Source organism: Asticcacaulis excentricus CB 48 (assembly GCF_000175215.2).
GTDB lineage: Bacteria > Pseudomonadota > Alphaproteobacteria > Caulobacterales > Caulobacteraceae > Asticcacaulis > Asticcacaulis excentricus.
This window is the reverse complement of record NC_014819.1, coordinates 1-24,563: the sequence shown is the minus strand read 5'-3', so window position 1 is coordinate 24,563 and position 24,563 is coordinate 1. Positions and strand designations below refer to the sequence as shown.

The following is a 24,563-nucleotide window of genomic DNA, read 5'->3' as shown; positions in this document are numbered from 1 at the left end:
AGACTTAGGGGGGGTAGGCTATTGCCGAAGAGATCACACGACGACGGGTTTATCATGATCGACGCGGTGACGGGCGTGATGATTATCGCCCTGATGGCGGCCGTTGTTCTGACCGCTCTTGGCCTGTCGCGCAGCTATCGTCAGAGAGCCGAGACGGATCGTGCCGCCGCCGTTGCGTTTTCCTATCTGATGGCGACGGTTCCCAAGACACCCGGCACCCAGAGCGGAGACGTGGCAGGGTTTCGTTATCAGGCGGACATTTCCAAAGAGCCTGTCGGTGCCTTTAGCGCGTGTCGGGTGACCCTGGCGCTAAAGCATGTTCGGTTCAAACGCAGCTATCGCCTGAGTGGTCTGCGTCCCTGCGAGGGGACTGTACCATGAAGTCGGGCAATGACGACGGTTTTACGCTGACCGAGGCAGTTATTGCCCTGCTGGTTATCAGCCTGTCTCTCGCGGGCGTTCTGCAACTGGCAAGACTTTCAGCCAAAGACCAAAAACGGACAGTCGAACAGGTCGTCGTGGCTAAGGCGCGCCGGGACGGTGTGCAACGTCTGCAGACGGAGCTAAACGCCCTAGAACCCCTCTATGCCGACCAGTTTTCAGCGACGCCGCAGGGGCTAACCTGCCTGCCCAGTGCCCAGAAGCCGTGTGAGATAAAGCCTCCGAAAGGGTATCAGTTTCGCTATGTGGTGGCGGGTCAGGAAACACCGCAATGGCCCCTGTCTGTCACTTCGGAAGAAACCTCAGGATATGCCACCAAAGAGCGATTAAACGCCTTGATTGTACTCGACAAAGAGGGCAGGGTAGCCGCTGCGATCGAGCTCAAGGTGGATCATCCCGCAGACTGTCAGTTTGACATGATCTCCCGGGCGTGCCGCAGACCGCAAGGTGGGGAAGCGCAAGCATCGCAGTCCGCGGGGGAGGGGCCTTGAACGCGCTCAATGCACAACCGGGTGAGATCAAGCCGTTTACGCGCGTGATTACGACGCCGCCGGCCTTCCCGTGGGATCAGGAGAAAGCCGCTCAGCTCGACGCGCGTCATACCTCGCCCATGGCGGGGATGAGCGGCGGCGGTCTAACGATTGTGGTGAAGCGCCTGAAGCCCTGGCGGCCGAGAGAGTCGGGTCGCTTTGCGGCGGTTTATCTGAAAGGCAGTGTTCCGCCTCAGGGCCTTTCGTTTACGGTCGATGTGCAGGGCCAGCCGGTAAAGGTGGAGATTGCCTCGAAGACGGCACAGGCGGCTCAGTTGCGCCAGCGGGTATGGCTTTTAGGCGCCATCGTCGTCGTCATATTGTCGCTGGTGCTCCAGATAGGGCTTGTCCTGAAACGTCGCGCTGAGGTCGAGGACCGGCTTGCGCAACTCCAGCCGCAGATTGAGCGAATGACGAAACTGAATGCAGGGCTGGTCAAGACCCGCCAGAATGCACAGGCGCTTTCTGAACTTGACCTTCAGGGCCGCGATGTTCAGGGCGCGGTGAATGCTCTGCGCACCGTGACGATCTCGCGTGACCCCTCTGCCCGGATTGAGGCGTTTCACTGGGACCGTGGAGACTGGGCACTGGAGGTGCGGGGCGAGACCGTGCCTTTGAAGGCGGGCTCTGTGGATCTGCAAAAGGCACCAAAGCCCGTGCGGCGGGGTGTCTCGCTTTGGGTCTATAGCCAGCCTCGTGCGACCACGCCCGCATCGACGGAGCGTGTCCCGTGATCAGCCTCACCTCAAAACCCAAACGCCATACCACGTCACTGAGCGACCTCTGGCCAGCCGGACTGGCGGCCGCGGGTATGCTGGTCGTCTCTGCGGGCCTTTATGCACTTAGCGTTCCCAGCGAAACCGAAGGGAAGCTGGCGGCCATGGAGGCGCAGCTTAAATCGCTTCAGGCCTCTGCACGGGCACCGGGAGACGTTCAGGCCTTTCCGGCGGGGAGTGTCTGTGGCGGTAAGCTCTTTGCAGGTTATAAGGACCAACTGGGTCTGGCTCTGGGCGGCAGTGGCTTAGAGGTGACGGCTCTCGATATCGCCCCGCCGCAAGCGACGGATACCCGCTCACCTCTTCAGGCTTATGCGGTTTCGATCAAAGCCAGCGGACAATACGAGGCGATGGTCAATGGGCTCAATGGGCTTTCGAAGTTCCGTCCGACACTGTTTCTGGACTCAGTCTCGGTGCGCAATAAAACTGACGCGGTTGAACTCGATCTGAAGGGGCGTGTCTTTTGCCGGTAATTGATTGGGAAAAGATGGCATTGGGGACCGCTATTGCCGCGAGCCTTGGCGGGGTCGCGGTGTTCGTGGCCGATCCGACCCAACCTGTAAATGCACGCCTTGACCTTATTCAGTCGCAGCTTAAAGCCTTGCCAAAGGCGGGGCCCGTTGCCGTCGGTGCCGCCCTTTCGGACGTCACCCTGCTCGCTCAGCAGCCCATCTTTGTTATGTCAACGGGCGCCAATGCCTACAAGGAGAAGGCGGTCAAACTGATCGGAATTTCTATATCGCCCGGTCGTAGAGCCGCCCTCGTTTCGGTGGATGGTCAGCCCGCTGTTTGGATGGGTATCGGTGAAACTCAGGATGAACTGGTTCTGATCGAGGTCGGGTCAAATGCCGTGCGCTTTGACACCCCTGTGGGTGCGCGCACGATCAGTATCAATGAGCCCGCAGTGGGCGGGGCAGGATAATGCAATTGACGTGGATGAAAGCGACAGGCCTTGCCGTCTGTCTGACAATGACATCGGGGATGATCGTCTCACCGGTCATGGCGCAAAATACCGCGCAACCCCGGCCTGCGGCTTTTAGCTATAACTTCAAGGATGCCGATATTGCGCAGGTCGCTGAGGAAATTCTCGGCAACGGCCTCGGTGTCAGTTACCGCGTTGATCCGGGCGTCTCGGGCAAGATGAACTTCCGGATAGACCAGCGCCTGACGAAGCCTCAGCTCCTTGCGGCCTTCGAAGGGGCACTCAATGCCTATGACATGGCTATTGTCCGCGAAGGCGAAACACTGGTGGTCAGGCCCATCGCCAACGCCTCTGTGGGCGCGGCCATTAATGATGGGTCGAGCCGTCTGAGCCGTGTAGGATATCAGGTCCGGGCGGTCCCGATACAGTATGCGGCCGCCTCCGAAGTCGCCAAAGTGCTGGAAAGCCTGTCGCGCGAGAAGCTTGTCCTGTTCAGTTCGGACAAGTTGTCGCTCATTCTTCTGGGCGGCACGGCAGATGAGATCGAAAGCGCGATGTCCTCGATCAGACTCTTTGATCAGAGTACCTTGTCGGAGGCCCGCATCCGATTCTTTTCGCTACGCAATGCCAGTGCGACCACAGTGGCGGGCGATCTGGAGAAGATGCTCAAGGCCTCAGGGACGGGTTCCGTAACGATCGCGCCTATGAAGCGGCTCAACGGCGTGTTTGCGTTCTCGCGCTCGAAAGAGGTGCTCGATGAACTGAGTGGCTGGGTGACCCGTCTTGATGTGCCCTCGACCGACCAGGCTCTGAGTTTTCTGGTCTATCGCCCGAGAGGGGTATCGGCCGAAGCTCTGGCTCGCACGCTTAATCAGCTTCTGGGTCTCAGCAGCGTGGCCAGCCGCGAAACCTCGACCAGCCGGGAAACACCGGCAGGAGAGAGTGCGACGACCGCCACCGCGTCAGAGGCAACGAACACGAATACGGACAGCAATATTCGTATCGTCGCGGACAAGGAGACCAATACGGTGATTGTCAGCGCCCCGGAAGCCGAACGTGTCCGCATCCAGAGCGTGCTCAACGAAGTGGATCGCGAGCCGGCTCAGGTGACGATCGAAGCGTCCATTGTCGAAGTGACGCTGAACAACGAGTTCAGTTTTGGGGTGGACTGGCAAACGATCAATGGCGCGCTCAGTCTCTCGAACTACACGACCGACTCCACGAGCCTTGCCCCGCAGGCACCCGGATTTTCTGTCAACTATCTGAGAAGCGATATCAAGGCGGCGCTCAACGCCCTCAGTTCCAAGTCCAAGGTCCGCATTGTCTCCGCCCCCAAGATGACGGCGCGTGAAAACGCAACCGCCTCGCTTCAGATCGGTGATCAGGTGCCGATCGTCAAACAGAACTCCCAATCGACCAATGGCGGCAATGCCCCTATCGTTTCGACCATTGACTACCGGGATACGGGCGTTACGCTGAAGGTGACCCCGCGGGTTCTGAACGATAACCGGGTGGCTATGGATGTCACGCAAGAGGTCAGCTCGGTCGCTCGGACCCAGACCTCTGGCATCGACTCGCCGACCATCAAGCAGCGCAAGTTAGAGAGTAGCCTCATCATCCCCGAAGGCACCGTTGTGGCTCTGGGCGGCCTGATCAGTTCGTCGGAAAGCGATAGCGAGGGGGGAGCGCCGCTGCTGAAGGACATTCCGGGCCTCGGCAACCTCTTCAAGCAAAGGGCGCGTAATAAAGACCGGACCGAACTGATTGTGCTCATTCAGGTGACAATTCTCCGGGATCCGGCAGCCTTTAATCGGCAGTGGGAGGATTTTGGGGCGGATATTCGTGATCTGGCGGGGCGTCGCCTTGCACCGGTCCAGTGAAGGAGGGTACGCCGCCATGACAGCGCTTATTCTGTGCGCGGCCTTGAGTGTCATCTGTGTCGCGATACTCGCTCTCGCGCAGCAGGATCGCAAGCGGGCTGAACGCGAACTGGTTCAGGTCGAACTGGATATCGCCATGGATGAAGCCCTTACCCGTGCTGCGGCGGAGGTGACGACCTCAGAGGGTGAGTATGTGTTGTCTCGTGATTACACGCTGAGCGGACGTGCGGTTCAGGTGGTCGCCGAGAACGAAGCCTATAAGTGGCCGATCGATAAAGTGTCTGAAGTCTCTGCGGTGACGCTGGCGCATCGCACTAAGTCGGTGACGACGAATGACCTCAAGACCGTAAAGGACGGCCGAACGGAGCCGCGGTTTAGATGGCCGGTCAATGACTGCTTCCGGCAACTGGCGTCTCCTTTCGGCTTCGGCCCGACAGACAAGGATCGACCCAGTCGCGTTAGCGGCTTTGCGAATGCTGCCAAGGATGGTCAGGTCTGGCGCCTGCGGGCGGTTTTGGGTCAAGAGGTCCGTGAGCAACTCATCCGGTTTACCGGTGACCCGGTCAGGCCCTTTGCGGTCATACTCAATGACACCTACACCTTAAGGGAGATGCCGTCATGCGTTCTGTAAGAGATATGGAGGCCGAGGCCGGCTATACGCTGACTGAAATGCTGGTGGTCATTCTCATTATCTCCCTGATTGCGGCGGTCCTGACACCTTCGCTGCTCGGCCAGTTGTCTCGTTCTCGCGCCAAGACGGCCGCGCTCCAGATCGATACGACGACGGCCGCCCTGGAAAACTACCGCGAGGACATGGGGCAATATCCGTCGTCGTCTGAGGGTTTGACGGCGCTGGTCTCAGCGCCAGCAGAAGGAGCATGGCTTGGGCCGTATCTGAAGGACAAGAAATCTCTCAATGACCCATGGGGGCGTCCGCTCGTGTACGCGTTGAACGCCGACGGCGTTGCGACGGTCACGTCCCTTGGGGCCGATGGAAAAGAGGGTGGTAAGGGCGTCGATCAGGATATCATCGGCACGGTTCGTTGACGAAGGGCGGACCTACAATGAGCGCTCTCACGCCAAGCCAAGTCCTGCCCGATATCCCGGCGCCATGTCTTGCGGCGCTTGGTGCCGTAGTGGGCCTCGTTATCGGCTCCTTTGTGACGAATACAGCCGTTCGCTCAACGCGCGGTGAGGCTAATCACCTTGGGCGTTCTGTCTGCGACCACTGTCGCACGCCGCTTCGGTGGAGCGAAACGATCCCCATGGTGTCGTTGCTAATTCAAGGTGGACGCTGCCGGACGTGCAGGGCTCAGATTGATCCGATCCACTTTTGGGGTGAGTTCGCGGGCGCCGGTGTACTCGGTTTAAGTGCATCCCTCCTACCGCTGCCGCAGGCGCTTGCGGTCGGGCTTTTGGGATTTGCGTTACTCGCGCTCAGCCTTATCGATATCCAGACCTTTCGGCTGCCAAATCCGTTGGTTTTTATGGTTCTCGTCTTCTCCGGTCTCTTGTCGGTTGTGCGGGGCGAGGGGTTGACCTCCCTGTTGTGGGCAGCCGGCGTCTTTATCGTTCTCAAGGCGCTACAGTTTATTCTGCAAAAGCGATCCGGCGTTGCGGCTTTGGGTGAGGGGGATATCAAGCTGATGTCGGCTCTGGCGCTTTGGCTCGGCTCTTCGGTAGCCTATGCCTTCACTCTGGCCAGTCTGGGTGCCTTAGTATTCATCGTCCTCACGCGCCGACGGGGTCGCATACCCTTCGGGCCCTTCATTGCCGCGGGTGCCTTTGTCGTCGGGGTCGTTATTGAGGCCCCAATCCTGCATGGGCTGGCGCTTGAAACCTTGGGAGGCGTACAATGAATGAGACCTGGGGCATCTCTGAAACGGAGGCCTTTGCGACCTTTCAGCGTGATGATGTCCTCGATCATCTTCTGGTGTCGGGACGTTTAAGCGTTGAGGCGATATCGAGAGCGGAAGCTGTGGCGAGACGCTCCTCTCAGCCTGTCGAGCTTGTACTCAACCAACTCGGTCAGTTGTCGGACGATGATCTCGCCGAGGCCTATTCGGCAGTCACGGGGTACCGGGTCTGGGACGCACAAAATGAACCCTCCGAGATAGAGCCCGAAACACTCGGACTGGGGCCGGAGTTTCTGCGCAAGGTCAGGGCCGTGCCCTTGCGTCTTGAGGAGGATGTCCTCGTCTGTGCGGTCTGTGACCCGTTTGACGCAGAGATGCGCGCGGGATTGGGGTTTGCCACCGGAAGGGAACTGCGCTTTCTGATCGCACGGGTGATGGATTGGCGAACCGCTTTTGATGTGCGGGCCGAGGGACCGCCACCGGAGTTCGATGAACGTCGCATCGAACGCGATCTGGCACTGGTAGAAGACGCCAGCGTCGAAGGGCAGGCTGTAGAACTGGTCAATACGGCCTTTGCTGCCGCTGTGGATCGTGGCGCGTCAGATATTCATTTTGAGCCCCGAAGGCACGACCTTTTGATACGCCTGCGTGTCGATGGCCATCTGATTGACCTGATGACCGCCTCCAGCGACCTTTCTGCGCCCGTCGTCTCGCGCATCAAGGTGCTTTCGAACCTGAATGTCGGCGAGCGTAGGCTCCCTCAGGACGGACGGGCCTCCTTCGTCAATGCCGGCCGCGCGGTTGATGTGCGGGTTGCGACCGCGCCTACCGTGTTTGGCGAATCCGCTGTCTTGCGTCTTTTGGACCGGGCGCAGGCGCCTCAGGATATTGCGTCACTGGCCCTACCAAAAACTGTCACGGCGCTCCTTGAACGCGCCGTCCGAACACCGCATGGCCTGTTTCTGGTCACCGGTCCAACGGGGTCGGGCAAGACGACGACGCTGTACGCCCTTCTGGCCGCCTTCAAGGGCTCGGGAAAGAAAATCCTCAGCGTCGAAGACCCCGTCGAGAGGCATTTTGAACATGTCTCGCAAACCCAGGTCCAGAGTCAGATCGGTCTGACCTTCGCCGCTTGCTTGCGGGCGTTCCTCCGCCACGATCCGGATGTCATCCTCGTAGGTGAAATCCGTGACGCGGAAACCGCGGCCGTGGCAGTTCAGGCCGCCATGACGGGGCACCTCGTGCTCGCTTCCGTGCATGCAAATACGGCATTGGCCGTCGCCCCGCGTTTGAACGATATGGGGGTCGAGCCCTATCAGCTTGCCGCCTCGCTCAAAGGCGTAATGGCGCAACGGCTGGTGCGCCGACTGTGCGGGGCCTGTAAAACGGAAGATAAACCGTCTGAGGCCCTCGCTGCCTATGCGGAGCGTCTGGGGCGGCAAGCCCCGGTGCGAGTATTCCGGCCGGTCGGGTGCCCGCGTTGTCGGGGACAGGGCTATAGCGGGCGTCTGGTGCTGGCCGAAGGCCTCTGGGCCGATGATCTCTTCCTCGCCCGTGTAGGTGAGGGGGCCAGTCTCGATGTCCTGAAAACCTACGGGCGGACGCTCGGCCTGCGCACCATGACGGACGAGGGATTTGATCTGATCTGCCAGGGCGAAACGACGCTTGAAGATGTGTTGACGGTGACGGATGACTAGCCGCTATCGTTATAGGGCTATGAGCCTCTCCGGGCGTGTCGAAAAGGGTATAATCGACGCCCGTGACGAAGCCGATGCGTTTGCCAGATTGCGGGCTCAGCAACTTCAGCCCCTCAAACTCACACCCTACGCCGCAACCAAGCCATTGGCAGGTGGCGCGTTTCTCTCCGTCTTTCGTAACAAACCCGCAGACCTTGAGGCGCTGCTGACCAATCTCAGCGTGCTTTTGCGTACAGGGGCGGATATCCGCACGGCTCTGGGAATTCTGGATGATGAAGGCAAGGGGCTGAAGGCTGCGGCGGGTAAGATTTTGAGCGGATCGACGATTGAAGCGGCCCTGACCCCTTTGTTCCCGGCAGGACAGGCGCATCTGGGCGCTTTGATCGCGGCGGGTGAGGCGCGGGGGGATTTGCCTTCGGGGCTGGAGGCCGCCGCAAAGGTATTAGCGGCCCGGCGCCTCATCCGGCAGCAACTGATTGAAGCGCTGAGTTATCCGGCCTTTGTTTTTGTCACCGCGGTGGCCGCTCTTACCGTCATTCTGCTTGTTGTGGTGCCGGCTATTGCGCCACTTCTTGATGAGACCGGACAATCCGTGCCGGTGTATTTCCAGATAATCGTATGGATGAGCCAAGCCTTGCAATGGGGCTGGGGGTATCTGTCTATAGCCCTGATTCTCCTCTGCCTTGGCACCATCCTTGCCTACCGCTACGGTGGGCTAAGACATATTGCTGATCAGTGGTGGCTGGATGGGCCGATGGGGCCCATCGTACGGGGGCTCGTCTATGGTGGCTTTGCGCGGGGCTTAGGTGACACGCTCTCGGGCGGGGCGGCGATTACCGAAGCCATCCGCCTCAGCCAGCGAAGCATGGGCTCTGGGATTGCCCGACAGCGGATAGACGGTGTTGTCCAGGCTGTCCGACAGGGCCGCCGGCTGAGTGAGGCGCTGCGACAGGTGCCGGGATTCCCGAAAGCCATCCTCAAACTCTGCGAGGTTGGGGAAACCTCCGGTCAACTGGGGCCCATGCTGGCTCGTGCCGGTGAGCGTAGCGAGGCGGAGGCCTTAGCGCGGATATCCAAACTGTCCAAAATTCTGGGGCCGGTGCTTATTCTTGGTCTCGGTCTGATGATCGGTGCGCTGATGGGCGGCGTTCTGACGGCACTCACGCAGATAGGGAGCGTGGCGGGGGCTTAGTGAGGCTTTTCTTCCCCTCTTTGAACGGCAATTCGCCTTTTGATTCACGACATTTCTTATACGCAAAAATTTAAGCGCACTCTTTTTCGGAATTGCGTGCGACTCCAGGACAGTTTGGCGCATGCGCGTGAAATTCCCGGCATGATGGAAAAATTGGATTGCAATTTCTCTGAGCCACAGACCCTGAGGCCATTTACCGGTGCCTCAAACCCTACATGCGTAAACTCAAACGCGTGGGGCATGAAGCCTCATAACCCCCGGAAATTCTAGTTTCGGGTGGCCAAGAAATGGGGAGCAGCTCAACCAACCGCCGGAGCGAACTCAAACGTGGATAAAACCTGGGGGCAACGTCGGTGTGCAGGTCATCGACGGTGAGATTGTAGGTCTGTTCGATCTTGCCGGTGGGCTTGAGAGCGGTGACGATGAGATCAATACCGGTAGCGGTCTTGACGTGCTGGCCGGCCTCCAGGTCCTGAGTGTGTACCCATTGGCCATTGGTCATGAGCCAGGGGGGGGGGGCGGCACTGGCGCGGATCGTCCTAAATATTTCGGTTTTTTAACTCGAGTTTTGCGGTGTCGCTCACCCATGCACACTCATCTTTTGCCAGATTTTCTAGGATGTAGACTGGTGTAAACTTATTTAGTGCAATTTTTCGCCGAATTTTCTCTTCACTATCTTTTGAAAAGTGTTCGAGGAAGGAGATTGTTCGAGCAATTTTCCCTTTTCCTGCGACCCGCTCTCGCACCTTTGCATCGGGGTCATTAGACAATATTTCTAATATTTCTATGGGAACCGTGCGATTGTGCGCAACCCAATAGCGCACATCTGCATCTTTAGTGAGAAGCTCCCTCCAGACTTCTATCGAGGCCGGTTCCAGATGACTTCTTTGGTAGTCCTCTGGCACTTCTGAAAATCTCAATCGTATGAATTCTTCTGCTGATTCTATCAATGTATCTGACTCCACGGAATGAATAAACCAGTGTCCCCTTTGTGCTTTCCTACGATAAAATCTCCATACTTGTCGGCATCTTTATACCAATGTAGACCATCCGAGCCTTCTTCAAATACTTTGAAAGCTGATCCACCATGTCCCGCAATATCCTTTGACCACCAATAGACATTACCAAACTTATCTGGAGCACTTTTGTAAAGCTTACCAAATGGACCATTTGCCACTTTCTCGGCCCCCTCCTTGGTAAGTTTCCACAGCAATCGGCATGTTCCAGAGTTATGCACGACGGCATGATCATTGCCGATGAGGTAGGTGTGCAGGTCATCGACGGTTAGGTTGTAGGTCTGCTCGCTTTTGCCAGTGGGCTTAAGAGCGGTGACGACGAGGTCGATACCGGTGGCGGTCTTGACGTGCTGGCCGACCTTTAGGTCCTGAGTATGTACCCATTGGCCATTGGTCATGAGCCAGGGGTGATCGGCACTGGCGCGGAAGACTTCACGGTCCTGATTGGCGGCGGCTTCGAGCTTAACCTCGAAGGTGGCTTGCGGTGCCGGACGGATCAGGGCTGAGACGGGCTTCGCGACGACCTGGCCATTGGCTTCATTATAGGCCAGAACCAGATCACCAACCTTAATGTCCTGGATAGCCACAAGGCCTGTCGGTGTCGCTACCTCGGTGTCTGCAACCAGACACATACACTTCTTCGTAAAATACCCGACTCCCTTGAAAGTCGTGAATGTCAGCTCCGCGACCTTTGGTGCCACCTTGATAAGTATCTTGCCGCCAATTTTGAATGCCTCGCCTCCGGCGAGATCAACCACCCCCCAAACGGCGGCCGTTACCCATTCGCGACGGTTGCAACCAAAAGCAACACAGTTGATCAGATCGCCCCCGGGAAGCATCGAAACCGCAAACTTAAGGAGCGGGCGCTCGTTGCGTCGTTTTCCAACGACGACCACCTCCTGGACGGCATTATATGCGTCCGCCATTGCAGCTTGTTCGCAGACCTTATCGCCCAGCGGGCAATCGGTTGTCAGAGCCTTGCCCCGACAGGAGTCCGAATGGCAATCGGTAGCGCCGGTTAGACCCGTTGGATCAGAACCGTTGATCGGATCGTTCTGGACATAGGCATAGATGTTCATGCCATCGCCGTATCCAATCGGATCGGTTTGCATGAACCGGCCAAGCGTCGGAGAGTACAGACGCGCCTTGTAATAGTAGAGGCCGATTTCGCTCAGATAGACCTGCCCCGTGTATTGGAAACGGCCAGCGTTTCCGGCGCGCGGTACGCCATATTCGTCATAGGCATTGATCGCCCAACTCGCGCCGTTGGAAGCTGTGATGCCAATGATGCTGCCTTGATTGTCGGCAGTAAAATAGCGCTTTGCCAACACGCCGGTTTCGCTGGGTTCGTACCACACCAAGGGTTCATCGCTGTCCGGGCCATGGACATAGCGCCGTAGCAGGGTTGAACCATTATACTCGGCAATCAGATCCGTGCCGTCATAGACAAATGTGGTCGTCACGCCGCCTTTGCTGATCGTGTAGAGGCGGTTCTCGGAATCGTATGCCAGGCTAGCCCCTGTGGAGGTACCGGTCAGCAAATTGTTGACATTGTAGCTGTAGGTAACGGCGCCATCCGACGTCATATTCCCACGTGCATCGTAGGATAGATTGGTGCCCGCGACGGTGGCGATCTGGTTTAGGCCGTTGGGCGTGTAGCCAGTCGTTTGTGACGACATACCAGTCATCAAATAACCAGTTGTTCCAACGCTACGGGTCTTGATCTGGTCCGCTGGCGAATAGGCGTATCCCATAACAATATTGTCGGCGGGCGAGCCTGGAATGGTCGTTGTCAGGCCATTCAGGCGAGACTGGCTATCATAGTCGTAGGTCGTCGTGACGCCGTTGCCGCGATTGAGAACGTGACGGCGGCTGTAATCGTCCGCAGTAAAGGAGGCGATGGTTGTCGTGCCATTCTCCTTGATGGCGACCAGTTGGTCGCCGTCATTGTATTCGTAGGTGACATAGAAGCCATCGGGATAGGTCAGACGCGTCCGCTTGCCATGGGTGTCGTATTGATAAGATACAGACCCTTTGGGCCCGGTCTCACTGGCAAGCCAGCCCATCGACAGGTAGGCGGAGGTCGATGTCACACCATTATTAGTGTGCGACACCAACTGACCGAAATTATTGTAAGTGAAACTCTCTGTAAGGGCGCCGGATTTGCCGTTGACCCGCCCCATGGCGTCATAGGCGAAATTGATGGTTTGTCCGTCGCGCAAGGTAACGGACGTTGGTCTTGCCCCAGTGTAAGTTGTCTGCTCGCAATCTGTTGTCGAACTGACAGTACCATTGCCTGCCTGCGGAAAGCACGTCTTGATGAGACGGTTCAGGCCATCATAGAAATAGCTCGTTTTGTTGCCCTTGGCGTCGGAGATCGATTCGATACGACCGCTGGCGGGCAAATACACCTTTACAAAATCGTCCGATGCCAGGGATGTGCCGTAGGCGCTCGTCACCTTGGTCACGGCGCCCGTGGCGTCGTAGGCGTATTTAGAAATGCGATCATTGCCGTCGGCGCCGGCCGTTCCCAATGTACAGGCCGAGGCGGGTAAAGAGGTAAATGCGGCTTCGTTCAGACGTTGAGCCACGCAATCCACACGAAACAGGCTGTCATACGATCGCTGCGTTACGCGCTTCAGGGAGCCCGCCGAGTCGTAGTAGCGAGCGGTCATGGCGAGGCCCGTTGTGGAACTGTACTCGTTCGTTTCCTTTTCCTGTACCGTCATGGAACCGGTGAGGGCGGCATAACTGACGGTCGTAACGGTCCCTGACTCGTCAACAGTCAAGTGGCCATCAACATCGTAGGTCTTGCGTGCCGCAGGACGGTTCAGTGGCCCTGAACCATCGGGATCGGGCCCGATCATTCCCACTACCCGACGCAGGTTGTCATAGTAGTAATAGGTTGCATCGACCGTGCCGGGCTTCGGCCCGTCAGAAACGGTGATGTTGCCGACGGCGTCATAAGTCAGGGTCGTCGTGTTCGCATATGAACCGTCACCCCGGCTGGTCGTTGTTGTGGTTGGGAAGACATTCGGGGAGTTATAACTGACAACCGTTTTGACCTCATCGGTCGTATCGGCACAACTGGCCGTGGTCATGCAAGTGGAGGTTTTTGTCAGCCGCCATACTGGGGTGCTTGCGACCAGTGCGCCCGCACTGTTCTTAATCTGCGGCGTCACCTGGCTATAAGAGTAGCGTATTTGTGTTGCGACCCCGTTTACGGTCGGTGAGGTTTCCGTTAGAACGCTGCCGCTGTTGCCATCATATGTGTAGGTGGTGGTGACGCCTGTCGCGTCCGTTACCGTCAATGGCTTATTACAGGTCTTGATGTTGGCGCAGCCGGTCTCGTAGGTTGCGGACGTGACGATATTGGGCAGGCCCGAGCCGGACTGCGGCACAACCGTCATCTGGGTGACGTTACCGCGACTGTCGTAGGTATAATCGGTATAGCCGCCGCCGGTGTTCCCATCCGGATTGGTTACCCGTGTGACATAGCCTGTCGTCGGGCTGTAGGTGTAGGACAGGACACGGCCCGCTTCATCTTGCACCGAAAGCACATGCAGATTGCCGGTATCCGATTGGAGCACCCGCGTGTTGCCCTGCGGATTGGTGACCGTGGTCGTGAGAACGGTTCCACTGGTGCTATAGGCATAGGTCCAGGTCGATCCGCCTTGAGTGACCTGGTGGACACGGTTTTTATAGTCCCCGGTCGAATAGTAACTGATCGTTCGCTTTAATCCGGATGGGTTGGTTATTTCAGTATAGCCCACCCCGCCGGTCAGGGTGTAGGTCGTCTGGTTGTTATTGGCATCCTTGACAGCCCAGCCTGCCCCTAAAAGGCTGATCGTAACTTGTGGCCAGCTTTGGCTAAGGGCGGTGCAGGTGTCAGCCGCCGGATCGCAATAGTCAACGGCGGTGTTGATAACCTGTATCGTTCTGTTCGAATTGGCGTCGGCCGGGTTGTACTTGATCATCCAGCCTAGGGAACTCGACACGGAAACCAACTGACGGTACTTCACCGTACTTACCGTCGTCATTTTATAGGTGAGGGTGATGACCTCACCATCCGGTCGCGTTATCGTGATTGGCGCTCCGAGGTCCGCAGGATAGGCAACGTTAGACGCAAGGTTCATGTCGTAGACAGCGACTGTGCCGTCTTTCAAGGTGTAATTGCAGAGGTTGTACGAGCAATTCAACGTACTGGTCGCGCCATCCAGGGGAACGTAGGACCAAATGTTGTTCGTGAATGTCCCCTGAAATTTCTCTGTCGTGTTGCCCAGGCTGACCGCGCGCAAATTGTAGTCGTCCTGGTTCATTACGCCGGTGAAGTTATCCTCACCGGGGAACCCGAATGACGTTCCAGAGCGGGCGATGCCACTTCCATTGCTCCCCGCCGAGACGGTGATGGCTGGCATGCGCAATTTGCCAGTGATCAGGTCCACGTCGTTCTGATCAACGGAGGTAACTGTAGGCGCGACAGGCGTTGGACTGCTGGATTGCGCATAGGCGCCGCCGCCTAAACTTGTCGCCACAATCAGTCCAAGGATGGCGCCAGCGCTTTTGATAATATTTTTGCACATAATCATCCCCCTAGCCCACCGGACCTGTAACGGTGCCCGAATTGCTTACCGTTACTGCGTTGCCATTCTTACGGACAGCGTATCCGGCAGCACCTCCGCTGCTCGTGTAATCTTCGCCATTTCCCGGGTTGCCCGCTGCGCCCGCATTTCCGCCGGAACCGCCGTTGCCGGCCGGGGTGCTCGCGCCACCCGCGCCACCGCCGCTAGTCGTGCCCCCAGCACCAACGCCGCCAGTCCCTTTGTTGCCCACGCCCCCGGAACCGCCACCACCATTTGGAAAACCGCCCCCACCGCCGCCACCGCCTTTTTTACCCCCGGCAACAGTATTGTAACTGCCGCCACCTCCACCGCCACCGCCGCCCTTGATCGAGCCTCCGGCATTGACGGTAATACTTATCGGGTACTGGCAATAGACAGCATCCCCACCTGCAGCGCCGTTGCCACCGGCGACGGAGGCACTGCCATTCCCGCCTTTACCGCCCCCGCCGTAAACATTGCCATTGACGACCAAAGCCAGTGAGACGCCAGCCGGCCAGGCCCCCGTGTCGATGGCAATGCCACCATTGGCCGCGCCCAACACGCTCGTTCCTGAAGCCACTACGAACTGATAATTGGCGCTACTTGCGCCTGTATATCCAGCCGCGTTGGCCAAGGCGCGCAGGTTTGATGCGGAAGTCACCTGAACTAAGGTCGCGGCATTAACATTTGATCTCGACACCTGTGTTCGATTGCCGGCCAGATCATAAGAGTACACCGTCTGTGTACCGTCTGGGTAGTTGACCTGAACCACGCGCCCTAAGTCGTCATACTTGTAGGTGATGTCCGCCGCGAGAACCCTTTTGGAGCGGGTCAGCACTATGGCCCCGGACAAAGCACAGATACAGGCAGTCAAGACCGTGCGTCGCGATTGAAGCATATCACCCTCCCCAACTTCGGATATTGTATACAATAATCACGCAATCTGGATTCTGGCAATGGAGAAATTCAACTAGTAATGGCGATCATTAAAACGTGACGCCGGACAGCCTCGTAAGTACGCGTGTCTGTCAGTTTTTTTAAAGTACGGATTATCGAGAAAGGCTCGTTCAACTGAGTCAACCGGGATTGAAGATTGAAGGTGCCGAAAACCTAGGGGTGCTCGCCCGCAGAGGCAAGCCGCATAGATCTTAATCTATCCGGCATCCCGCGCAGACCGATCGCTACTCATCGGCCCAATGACAACGTTGCTGGGATTTTGGCCAATTCGAGGAACTTTTAGCGAACAAATCTGTTGCCATTGACGGTTGCACAATGGGGGTGCAATCTATCTTCAGGTCTGACGCCGCTGATTTATCTTAACGTGAACCCATATGGCCAGTTTGAGCTCGATCTTGAGCGGCACATTGACGGCCAACGGCCAACGGCCACGGCGGCGGGTTCTATCTGAACTGCGACATTTTCTGGCTGATGATAGCACTTCAATTGAGTTGCCTCAAATGGTGGTCGAAAGCTTCCCGGGGCGTTTGAAATCCAAGACAATTGCGTGGTTTGGCATTCATGGCGTCGGTTATAGCTTGGAGTTTGGCGTCCGATAACTGAGCGAGGTCCGTATCCAGCGGTAGGTGTCGGCGCAAGCGGCCATTGCTATTTTCGACAGAACCTTTCTGCCAAGGCGAACCTGTGTCGCAGAAATAGCTTTTGATTCCGATGTTCTGATGCAGCATCCGCCAGGCCATGAATTCTGTGCCGCGGTCGAATGTCACGGTCTCCCGGCCATGTGCGGGGAGGGGGCCGAAGCGTTCGATGATCTTCGTTATGACATCGGCTGACTTACGGTCCGCGTTGCTCAGAAGGACCTGAAAGCGCGATTTACGCTCTGCCAAGCTGGTGAGATTGCGTTTGCCATGCTCGCGCCTGAAAATGATCAAATCGCCTTCCCAATGGCCGAAAGTTTCACGCTTAGCGATATCTTCAGGTCTATTATTTATGTCGCAATACAATGGGATATGAGATCCTCGCGGCTTGCGGCCACCACGCTTACGCCGGCGTTTCCGATGCCAATGCAAGGTCTTGTAAAGCCCAAGCCTCTGGCCAAAGCGCGAATAAATGAACTGATAAATAGCTTCGCAGCAGATTATGGGAAACGACGGCATCTCTAGCTTCAACCGCTCAGCAATCTGTTCAGGGGACCACCCAATCCTGAGGCGGCTCAGCACGTATTCCCACAGAGCCTTATGTCGGTTCAATCTGGCAGTCCGACGCCGACGTCTGCGCGCCTTCATATCCGCCGTCTATGGAAACCAGCCTCGGAACTCTGTATAGACGTCATTGTGATAGTTTCGACTGATTTCGCGATAGATCGTCGAGCGATGACGGCCCAACATGCGCGCGATTTCGTCGATCGACAAAATTCCGGCCTTTGCCAAATCGAAAAGCTTGAAGCGTTCTTTGAAATCAATGTGCGAGTAGCAGGTTCCCATAGCACTTGTCCCTAGATGCCCATAGGGCATTCAGGGACGCAAACTTTTCCTCAGTTAATGTACCCGGATACAGCGGAGTCCACGCGGCAAGCGCTGACAAGCCCCGACGCAATCTGGCCTTTAGGTTCAGTCGATACGAGTCAACCAAGCTTCGGAGAAATGGCTCGATACCCTGTGGATACAGCTATTGGGATGGGAGCAGAGCTATTTGGTGGTGCGCTTGAGGGTGCTTTCAACGGAAACTTGAGTGGCGTTCCCTCAGCGTTGAGTACCGGCAATGCCGGAAGTAGAATGGTTGCGTCCGAACTTGCTATCGCCGAGGCGCGATTAGCTGGCCAGGCGGCAAGAGCGGGAGGTGCAACGACAGGGACGGCTGGTGCATTGGTCACTCGGGAAGGGCAAGTGTTTACTGGCCTGAGCACCGGTGCAGGCGGCGGCGCGACAAACCCAACATTGACGCAGGCGCTAAATGATATCGCTCGCTCTCAGTCAGTGAAGCCCTTCCACGGGCAGTGTTGTGAAGTCAGTGCGTTAAACGCCGCATTGAACGCAGGAGCAAATCCGGCCGGGGGCACCATGGCAGCCACTCGAATCACGGGCGGAGGACGGGGTGCTCTTCTACAACCATGCCCGACTTGCTCAGCGTTGCAGAGCCGCTGGCGACGTTGCCCCCAGATTTTATCCACGTTTGAGTTCGCTCCGGCGGTTGGTTTTGCCGAAATTGGTGTTGGGGCGAGCGTCGGTGGCAGGCGCGGAGCCGCGCATTGAGCGCAGCGCCTGATCACGACGCGGGGTGAATTTTCTGGCGTACTCCACGGGCGTCAACCAGCCGATCCGCGAGTGCGGACGATTTGTATTGTAGTCGTTGCGCCAGGTCTGGAGAATGACGCGGGCATGAGCCATGGAGCTGAATAGCGTCTCATTGAGCAGTTCATCTCTTAGCCGGCCGTTGAAGCTTTCCACGAAGGCGTTCTGGTTGGGCTTGCCGGGAGCGATGTAATGCCACTCGACCTGGCTGCGATCAGCCCAGGTCAAGATGGCGTTGCTGGTGAACTCGGTGCCATTGTCGCTAACAATCATCTTGGGCTTACCGGTGCGCTTTGATCTCGGCCCCGGCCAGCAAAATGATATGGCCCCCGCCTGTGATCTGATCCGCGGCCTGCCAGCACAATACGTCCTTGCCGATCGCGCTTATGACGCAGACAGCTTGCATGACGTGATCCTTGAACAAGGCGGCGAACCGGTCATTCCACCACGACGGCACCGCAGATATCAGCACGAATATGACCGTATCGCCTACAAGCAGCGCTGGGGAGTCGAAAGCTTCTTCGCAAAGCTGAAGCAATGGCGACGCATCGCAACACGCTATGACAAACTGGCTGCGAACTTCCTCGGATTCATAAAGCTGGCCGCCATAATGCTCTGGCTCAAATAGTTAAATTGTCACCACACCCTAGTGCGTCCCTAAGGGAATGTGATAGTTAGCGTGGCGCTGCCCGTGCCGCCCTGTCCGTCCGATACCGTGTACGGTACATATATGGTCTGCCCTCTGGAGATAGGGAAGCTCAAGTTTGTAGGTGAGGTCAGCGTCATGGAATTACCGTCTGGATCGGTACAATGGCTGACAAAACTATTTGCCGGTGGGCTAATGGTGACGTTATTGGTGCCCATCGGAGGTGGAGGTACGTTCCCGACTGCGATCGTCCAGTTCGTGCAGACCGGCGGCGAGCCGAAATTCAGGACGCCATTCAACGCCGTCTGGGACTTGGTGCGGTTATCTGCCGGGTCGTAGCTGTAACCGGTCTTTACTCCGTTTGAATATGTGACGATCTTCAGGCGCCCCAAATCGTCGTATGTATAGGTTTGAGCTGAAGCGGCGCTGACCACCAAAAGCTGAACGGTCGCGGCAAATATGGTTGCATATTTGTGACGATTTTTCACGTTTCCCCCCTTATCGACGTTCTTTTCTCAACCGTAGCGAAATTAATGCCGATTGACAAACAATTAATTCGCCCATAGCGTGATAAATATAACTATAACTGGGGGAGGGGAAATTGACAATTTCCACGAGCATCCGCGCGCTTGCATTGTCTGCACTTTCGGTGTTTGCCTTAGCGAGCGGTCATGCCGCATTCGCCCAAAGCACCGCGCTTTCAGTCCCTGTTACGACGTCGATCGACGGTAACGGCGTCGATTTGATGAGCGGGAAGTTTGAGTTCCCGATCCCTTCGATCTCGACGGCGGGCATTAGCGAATCGCGAACGAGTTTCGATCCGAAATATCTCGACAACTTCTCCGGGGTCCTGAACAGTTCTTCGGATGCCAATGGCAGCTATTTGACTGTCACGATCGGTACGAGCAGTGAAAAGTTCAAGCTGAATGGGTCGACCTACTCACCGATTGAGGGGGGCGTAAACACTCTAACATGCGTGCCTGCGACGTGCGCCTACACCATGAAGGACGGGACTGTCGCGACCTTTGACCGTTCGATGACAGCGCCATCCGGTCTTGCCGCTAATGCGGGAAGCTTGTTCAAGATCGAGAAGCCAGATGGCGAAGTCATCGGCATTTACTACAAGACGCAAACCTTTACTGCGCCTGCCTCTCCGCCAACCACCTACACGTATCGCGTTCCACTGACCGTTACCAGCTCGTTGGGCTGGATGATCAAATATGAGTCGTCAGTTGGAAACTATGAGCTGGTCATCAACAAGGTCTACATCATAAACACCGGCATAGATTACTGCGGGATCTTTGCCGACAGTTGCACACCACCCAACAGTACAAGTTGGCCGACCCTGGCGATCGGGGCGGGGCTCTATTCGGATGGTACCGGCGCCGCCCTTGTCAGCGTGTCGAGCACAAGCCCGTTTGCGGCTAGCACGACGGTAACGTTGCCAAGTGGCGCCCAGAAAACGATTTCCCGCACTGGCGACAAGGTCACCAAAGTCCAGGTTGGCTCGACCTATTGGAACTACGCTTACTCCACAAGCGGTTCTCTCCAGACGACGACAGTCACGGATGTGAACGGCAGTACGCGGGTCATTGTCACCGACCTGACCAAGGGCAAGGTGATTTCTGACAAGAACGAGCTTAATCAAACAACGAAATACGATTACGACACGAACGGACGCATTATCCGCGTCATTAACCCTGACGCGACCTATAGTGGAACTACGCTGACTGGCGGCTACACCTTCTATGAGTATGACGCGCGCGGAAACGTCTTTAAGATTACGATTTATCCGAAAAACGGCGGAACGCCGCTGACAGCCCAGGCGAATTACGACCCTAGCTGTTCTAATATCAAGACTTGTAACAAGCCCAACTACGTCATCGACCCTACTGGCGTCCGGACTGATTTTACCTATGATCCGACGCATGGCGGGATTCTGAGCGAGAAGAAGCCTGCTGTGAACAGTGTGCGCCCGGAAGTCCGTTACAGTTACACTCAGGTCTTCCCCACAATCAAGAATGATGTCGGCGGGAATGTCCCTCAGCCGGGGGTCTGGCGCCTGTCGGAAACCTCATCCTGTATGGTGGGCGATGTAGCCGACGGCTGCGTCGGCACGGTGGATGAAGCCAAGACGAGCATTACCTATACAGCCATTAACGCGCTGCCGATGACGAAGACGGTGAGCCGTGGCAATGGTACGCTGTCTCAGACAGCGACTGAAACTTATGATTACAAGGGAAATCTCGTTATCTCCGATGGTCCCCAGCCCGGTACCTTTGACGCCGTCTATTCGTTCTATGATCATCGTAATCGGCTAGTCGGAAAGATTGGCATGGATCCTGATGGTGCTGGCAGCCTCGGGCGTCCTGCCATCCGATACTTCGTTGATAACGATAATCGGGTGGGTCAGGTTAACACAGGTAGCGTGACCGGCACGGATTGGACGGCCATCACGAACATGACGCTGCTAGCGCGCGACCATACATACTTCGAGACCGCGACTGGCCTGCCGAACTTGGCTTACCACTATGATGGCGGCGGCACTCTGAGACAGGTTGCGCAGCGCAATTACGACACGCTCCTGCGCGTAAAGTGCGTTGCTCAACGCATGAATCCAGGTGTTTTCGGCAGCATCTCTTCCACTGACGCCTGTGTCCTTGGTACTGCTGGGTCGGACGGTAACGATCGTATCTCGCGGTACACCTACAATGCCATTGGTGCCCTTCTTACCTCCGAGAGCGGAATAGGAACGGGCCAGGCCCGCGTCGATCGCTTTAAGCAGTATGACAGCGCCAATGGTAACCTGACCTTTGAACGTGACGCCACGAGCAACTGGACCGCTTACAGCTACGACAGCTTCAATCGTATGTACAAGACCTGCTACCCTACTGTAACGCCGAGTGGCGCTGCCAGCGTCGCCGACTGTCAGCAGGTCAATTTCAATGCTTCGACCGGCAGGGTTGACAGCATAAATCTTCGTCCGACTGGTGGTGTTTCCCCAGTGATAGGCCTGACGTACGACGCTGTAGGGCGTCTTTCTACGCGCAATAGTGCTGTCAGCGAAAGCTTTAGCTATAACAACTTCGCCCAAGTCACGAGCCACACCAACAATGGAGTGACCGAGACATTTACCTTCAACTCCCTTGGTGCCCTTGAAACTAACGTCCAGCCTTTGGGAACGGTTTCATACGAGTACGACGCCTATGGCCGCCGTTCCAAGCTGATTTATCCGGGCGGACTGCACGTCCTCTACACGTACAATCCGGATGGCTCCCTTGCAGGTATTTATGAAGACGGCTCGGCGACGCTAGCGACGATGGACTATGATGCCCACGGCCGGCGCGCGCACCTGTACCGCGGCAATGGCCAGCATACGACCTACACCTTCGATATCCGCGCAAATCTCAGTACCCTTACCAACGCTTCAGTGAACTCGCAGGGCTTTACTTATAATACGGCTAACCAGATTGCGACCCGTACTCAGACCAACAGCCTGTTCCAAGTCATCCCGACTGCTGACAAAACCTTGACCTATGCGATCAATGGCCTGAATCAAATATCCAACGTCAACGGAACAGGCTTCTCCCATGATGGCCGCGGCAACATGACCTCCGATGGCGCGGTCAATTATGGCTACACTGTCGGCAACATGCTCACGTCCACGTCCACCGGTGCGACTCTTACGTATGACGCGGCCAATCGTTTGCTCTCGATCACGAAAGCCGGTGTGACGACCAAGTTCCTCTATGACGGTACTGACTTGATAGCGGAATACGACGGATCGAACAATCTGCTGCGGCGTTATGTTCATGGCCCTGGGATCGATGAACCAGTTGTCTGGTACGAGGGCTCTGGCACAGGAACCAAATACTATTTTATGAGCGATCACCAGGGATCGATTCAGGCGGTTCTGAACAGCAACGGCACGGTGAATTCAACTTATGCCTATGACGAGTACGGCGTGCCCTACACGACCAGTGGTTCATTGTTCAGCCGTTTCCGCTACACCGGCCAAGCTTACCTCTCAGAAATCGGCCTCTACTATTATAAAGCCCGCATGTACTCGCCAACGCTCGGCCGCTTCCTGCAGACTGATCCTATCGGCTACGACGATGGCATGAACTGGTACGCCTACGTTCACAATGACCCGATGAATGGGAAAGATCCATCGGGACTGTGTGAAGAGAGCACTCCAGAGGTCATCGTTATTTGCGGCTCGAAAAAAGGGAAGGGGAGCGACAATGGTGATGATGATACAGCTAAAGACGCTTGGAACTTTTGGAAGTGGCTGAAGCGGCAGCTCGGGTGGGGCAAGAAAAAACGAGTCTCGACGTCCGAACCCTTTATCCTTCAAACAAACACGTTACCAAGTTGCCCTGCGGGGCCATATGATAACTATGATTTGCCCTTCGGACCTTCGGCTACAGCCATGGTGCTGGTTGGTGGTCTTAGTGGAGAGTTCAGCCCCGGGATATCCGTTCCAAGAGGAGCCTGGTCTAGACTTGATTTCACGGGGTCGCAGTTATATTTAGAAGGCTCAGGTACGATCTTAGCAGGTGGCGGTCTCTACGTCGGCGCCGGGGGCAAAACCAAAGATGTACCAAGCTTCATGGAGCTTTTTAACTGGGAACAGGCTTCAGGCCCAAAAGCAGTTTGGAGTAGTGACGAAACAGCTAGCTCTCTGCAAGGCGGGGTTGCCTGGAACCTAGGAGCGGAAATCGAGTTCGAACAAAGCGGACCGCTAGGTACTTTCGGTGGCGACGCAGGTTGGTCAGGCGGACCTGTTCGAGGATACGGAGCGTATATTGCCCGCGGATGGACGCGGAAGGTAGCGGCCGCTACCCCTCCCTTAGGCTGTCAGTAAAGAAAGGCTACAAACGTGCGCTGGTTTTTTCACTTACCACTCACCATTTCCTTTGGCGTGGCGACTATAATCACCCTCAGTTATCTGTATGAAATGACTTTCGGCCACGGTAGAGCAAGCTGGTTTAATGTATTGACCGGGGTCGGTTTCATGGTCGCTTGTGTAGGTTTCCATTATTTTTATAAGTTTATTGAAAAGCTTGGTGAGAAAATTGAAGGCAAGAATAATAAACGATAAGCGGTGTGAAGTGATGTGTTGAGAGTCCGCTTCGAAAATATTATGAATAATTATATAGACTTGCCGCTCGCTGCACCATGAGCCCTAACCCCCAGAAATTCTAGTTTCGGGTGTCCAAGAAATGGGGAGCAGCTCAACCAACCACCAGAGCGAACTCAAGATTGGATAAGATCAAGGGGCAACGTCGCCTTGTCAAAAGAGGTCCCACGCCAGGTCCGGCACGGATTCGTCAGACCGGACCCGGTCAAGTAGTGACGTTATCTTCGCTATTCCGGTCGCGACTGTTACTCCAAATTCTGCCGCATAGGCGCGGATGAGCTGCGCCTGCATGACGCCGATGCGGGGACAAAAGCGACAAGATCGCCCACTATCAGTCCAACAAATGGCTACGCCCGGGGACCAAACGCCCTTACGCCTCGAAAGACGCCGGAAGCCATGAGGGCCTCTGAACATCAAAGGGGCACAGATTTACGGTCGGACATGCACCAGTAGACATTTAAATCTGCGCAATGAGTTTGCCGCTTCTAGGGCAGGGGGGGCTTATCCAACACTATGATCGGATGTGTGCTGACGCAGATTTCGAATACATGTCACAGGCTGTTGGATGCTAGTCAATATAAATGAGTAAAATTGACCGTTTATTGAAGTACATTA

At 56.4% G+C, this 24,563-nt stretch carries 19 protein-coding genes and 2 pseudogenes; 14 read left to right on the top strand and 7 right to left on the bottom strand.

The window, feature by feature from the left end; all coding sequences use genetic code 11:
- Window positions 1–21: 21 nt before the first annotated feature.
- Genes ASTEX_RS18495 through ASTEX_RS18445 form a run of 11 tightly spaced genes read left to right on the top strand, consistent with a single transcriptional unit; the run spans window position 22 to window position 9,294 of the window.
- Window positions 22–381, top strand: a complete 360-nt coding sequence (locus tag ASTEX_RS18495) for a hypothetical protein (protein WP_013481159.1) — start codon at window positions 22–24, stop codon at window positions 379–381.
- Window positions 378–932: a type IV pilus modification PilV family protein gene (locus ASTEX_RS18490; protein ID WP_013481158.1), complete on the top strand. Its 555-nt coding sequence runs from the start codon at window positions 378–380 to the stop codon at window positions 930–932. The genes ASTEX_RS18495 and ASTEX_RS18490 overlap by 4 nt, the downstream gene beginning before the upstream one ends.
- Window positions 929–1,705 carry a hypothetical protein gene (locus tag ASTEX_RS18485; protein WP_013481157.1) on the top strand — a complete coding sequence of 259 codons (777 nt, stop codon included), beginning with the start codon at window positions 929–931 and terminating at the stop codon, window positions 1,703–1,705. The genes ASTEX_RS18490 and ASTEX_RS18485 overlap by 4 nt, the downstream gene beginning before the upstream one ends.
- The gene (locus ASTEX_RS18480; protein ID WP_013481156.1) at window positions 1,702–2,220 is read left to right on the top strand and encodes a GspMb/PilO family protein; all 519 of its coding nucleotides are present in this window, start codon (window positions 1,702–1,704) and stop codon (window positions 2,218–2,220) included. Before ASTEX_RS18485 ends, ASTEX_RS18480 begins: the two co-directional genes overlap by 4 nt.
- Window positions 2,211–2,669 carry a hypothetical protein gene (locus ASTEX_RS18475; RefSeq protein WP_013481155.1) on the top strand — a complete coding sequence of 153 codons (459 nt, stop codon included), beginning with the start codon at window positions 2,211–2,213 and terminating at the stop codon, window positions 2,667–2,669. Before ASTEX_RS18480 ends, ASTEX_RS18475 begins: the two co-directional genes overlap by 10 nt.
- Window positions 2,669–4,549: a type II secretion system secretin GspD gene (gene gspD, locus ASTEX_RS18470; protein WP_013481154.1), complete on the top strand. Its 1,881-nt coding sequence runs from the start codon at window positions 2,669–2,671 to the stop codon at window positions 4,547–4,549. Before ASTEX_RS18475 ends, gspD begins: the two co-directional genes overlap by 1 nt.
- Window positions 4,550–4,565: 16 nt before the next feature.
- Window positions 4,566–5,180, top strand: coding sequence for a hypothetical protein (locus ASTEX_RS18465; RefSeq protein ID WP_013481153.1), 615 nt, complete (start codon window positions 4,566–4,568; stop codon window positions 5,178–5,180).
- Window positions 5,168–5,596 carry a type II secretion system major pseudopilin GspG gene (gene gspG / locus ASTEX_RS18460; protein ID WP_013481152.1) on the top strand — a complete coding sequence of 143 codons (429 nt, stop codon included), beginning with the start codon at window positions 5,168–5,170 and terminating at the stop codon, window positions 5,594–5,596. The genes ASTEX_RS18465 and gspG overlap by 13 nt, the downstream gene beginning before the upstream one ends.
- A 17-nt stretch (window positions 5,597–5,613) precedes the next feature.
- Complete coding sequence (locus ASTEX_RS19610) at window positions 5,614–6,408, top strand: prepilin peptidase (protein WP_013481151.1); 795 nt, start codon at window positions 5,614–5,616, stop codon at window positions 6,406–6,408.
- Window positions 6,405–8,102, top strand: a complete 1,698-nt coding sequence (locus tag ASTEX_RS18450; protein ID WP_013481150.1) for a GspE/PulE family protein — start codon at window positions 6,405–6,407, stop codon at window positions 8,100–8,102. Before ASTEX_RS19610 ends, ASTEX_RS18450 begins: the two co-directional genes overlap by 4 nt.
- A 19-nt stretch (window positions 8,103–8,121) precedes the next feature.
- Window positions 8,122–9,294 carry a type II secretion system F family protein gene (locus ASTEX_RS18445; RefSeq protein WP_013481149.1) on the top strand — a complete coding sequence of 391 codons (1,173 nt, stop codon included), beginning with the start codon at window positions 8,122–8,124 and terminating at the stop codon, window positions 9,292–9,294.
- Window positions 9,295–9,833: 539 nt separating this feature from the next.
- Here ASTEX_RS18445 and ASTEX_RS20045 read toward each other — a convergent pair.
- The 6 genes and pseudogenes from ASTEX_RS20045 to ASTEX_RS18415 all read right to left on the bottom strand — a co-directional run.
- The gene (locus tag ASTEX_RS20045) at window positions 9,834–10,244 is read right to left on the bottom strand and encodes a hypothetical protein (RefSeq protein WP_013481148.1); all 411 of its coding nucleotides are present in this window, start codon (window positions 10,242–10,244) and stop codon (window positions 9,834–9,836) included.
- Window positions 10,241–14,893: an RHS repeat-associated core domain-containing protein gene (locus ASTEX_RS19605; RefSeq protein WP_013481147.1), complete on the bottom strand. Its 4,653-nt coding sequence runs from the start codon at window positions 14,891–14,893 to the stop codon at window positions 10,241–10,243. Before ASTEX_RS19605 ends, ASTEX_RS20045 begins: the two co-directional genes overlap by 4 nt.
- A 10-nt stretch (window positions 14,894–14,903) precedes the next feature.
- Window positions 14,904–15,809, bottom strand: coding sequence for an RHS repeat domain-containing protein (locus ASTEX_RS20980; protein ID WP_013481146.1), 906 nt, complete (start codon window positions 15,807–15,809; stop codon window positions 14,904–14,906).
- Window positions 15,810–16,350: 541 nt separating this feature from the next.
- Complete coding sequence (locus tag ASTEX_RS20040; RefSeq protein WP_083805656.1) at window positions 16,351–17,154, bottom strand: IS30 family transposase; 804 nt, start codon at window positions 17,152–17,154, stop codon at window positions 16,351–16,353.
- Between the two features lie 9 nt (window positions 17,155–17,163).
- A complete protein-coding gene (locus ASTEX_RS19595; RefSeq protein ID WP_049781791.1) occupies window positions 17,164–17,352 on the bottom strand; it encodes a helix-turn-helix domain-containing protein in 189 nt (62 codons plus the stop codon).
- A 678-nt stretch (window positions 17,353–18,030) separates the two neighbouring features.
- A pseudogene (locus ASTEX_RS18415) lies at window positions 18,031–18,444 on the bottom strand (integrase core domain-containing protein); the annotation flags it as partial.
- On the opposite strand from ASTEX_RS18415, the pseudogene ASTEX_RS18410 reads away from it, so the two are divergent.
- Window positions 18,434–18,787: pseudogene (locus ASTEX_RS18410) on the top strand (IS5 family transposase); the annotation flags it as partial. The pseudogenes ASTEX_RS18415 and ASTEX_RS18410 overlap by 11 nt on opposite strands.
- A gap of 29 nt (window positions 18,788–18,816) precedes the next feature.
- Here the strand turns inward: ASTEX_RS18410 and ASTEX_RS20030 are convergent.
- Window positions 18,817–19,293: an RHS repeat domain-containing protein gene (locus tag ASTEX_RS20030; RefSeq protein ID WP_013481143.1), complete on the bottom strand. Its 477-nt coding sequence runs from the start codon at window positions 19,291–19,293 to the stop codon at window positions 18,817–18,819.
- Between the two features lie 113 nt (window positions 19,294–19,406).
- On the opposite strand from ASTEX_RS20030, the gene ASTEX_RS19590 reads away from it, so the two are divergent.
- Both ASTEX_RS19590 and ASTEX_RS18395 read left to right on the top strand, forming a co-directional pair.
- A complete protein-coding gene (locus ASTEX_RS19590; RefSeq protein ID WP_013481142.1) occupies window positions 19,407–23,672 on the top strand; it encodes an RHS repeat domain-containing protein in 4,266 nt (1,421 codons plus the stop codon).
- Between the two features lie 15 nt (window positions 23,673–23,687).
- Window positions 23,688–23,909, top strand: a complete 222-nt coding sequence (locus ASTEX_RS18395; RefSeq protein WP_013481141.1) for a hypothetical protein — start codon at window positions 23,688–23,690, stop codon at window positions 23,907–23,909.
- Window positions 23,910–24,563 lie beyond the last annotated feature (654 nt).

Bases quoted from the DNA above. Each gene is read 5' to 3' on its own strand.
- ASTEX_RS20040 (WP_083805656.1), bottom strand. From the start codon at position 17,154: ATGAAGGCGCGCAGACGTCGGCGTCGGACTGCCAGATTGAACCGACAT.
- ASTEX_RS18450 (WP_013481150.1), top strand. From the start codon at position 6,405: ATGAATGAGACCTGGGGCATCTCTGAAACGGAGGCCTTTGCGACCTTT.
- ASTEX_RS19605 (WP_013481147.1), bottom strand. From the start codon at position 14,893: ATGTGCAAAAATATTATCAAAAGCGCTGGCGCCATCCTTGGACTGATT.
- ASTEX_RS20980 (WP_013481146.1), bottom strand. From the start codon at position 15,809: ATGCTTCAATCGCGACGCACGGTCTTGACTGCCTGTATCTGTGCTTTG.
- ASTEX_RS19610 (WP_013481151.1), top strand. From the start codon at position 5,614: ATGAGCGCTCTCACGCCAAGCCAAGTCCTGCCCGATATCCCGGCGCCA.
- ASTEX_RS18490 (WP_013481158.1), top strand. From the start codon at position 378: ATGAAGTCGGGCAATGACGACGGTTTTACGCTGACCGAGGCAGTTATT.
- ASTEX_RS18465 (WP_013481153.1), top strand. From the start codon at position 4,566: ATGACAGCGCTTATTCTGTGCGCGGCCTTGAGTGTCATCTGTGTCGCG.
- ASTEX_RS19595 (WP_049781791.1), bottom strand. From the start codon at position 17,352: ATGGGAACCTGCTACTCGCACATTGATTTCAAAGAACGCTTCAAGCTT.
- ASTEX_RS18445 (WP_013481149.1), top strand. From the start codon at position 8,122: ATGAGCCTCTCCGGGCGTGTCGAAAAGGGTATAATCGACGCCCGTGAC.
- gspD (WP_013481154.1), top strand. From the start codon at position 2,669: ATGCAATTGACGTGGATGAAAGCGACAGGCCTTGCCGTCTGTCTGACA.
- gspG (WP_013481152.1), top strand. From the start codon at position 5,168: ATGCGTTCTGTAAGAGATATGGAGGCCGAGGCCGGCTATACGCTGACT.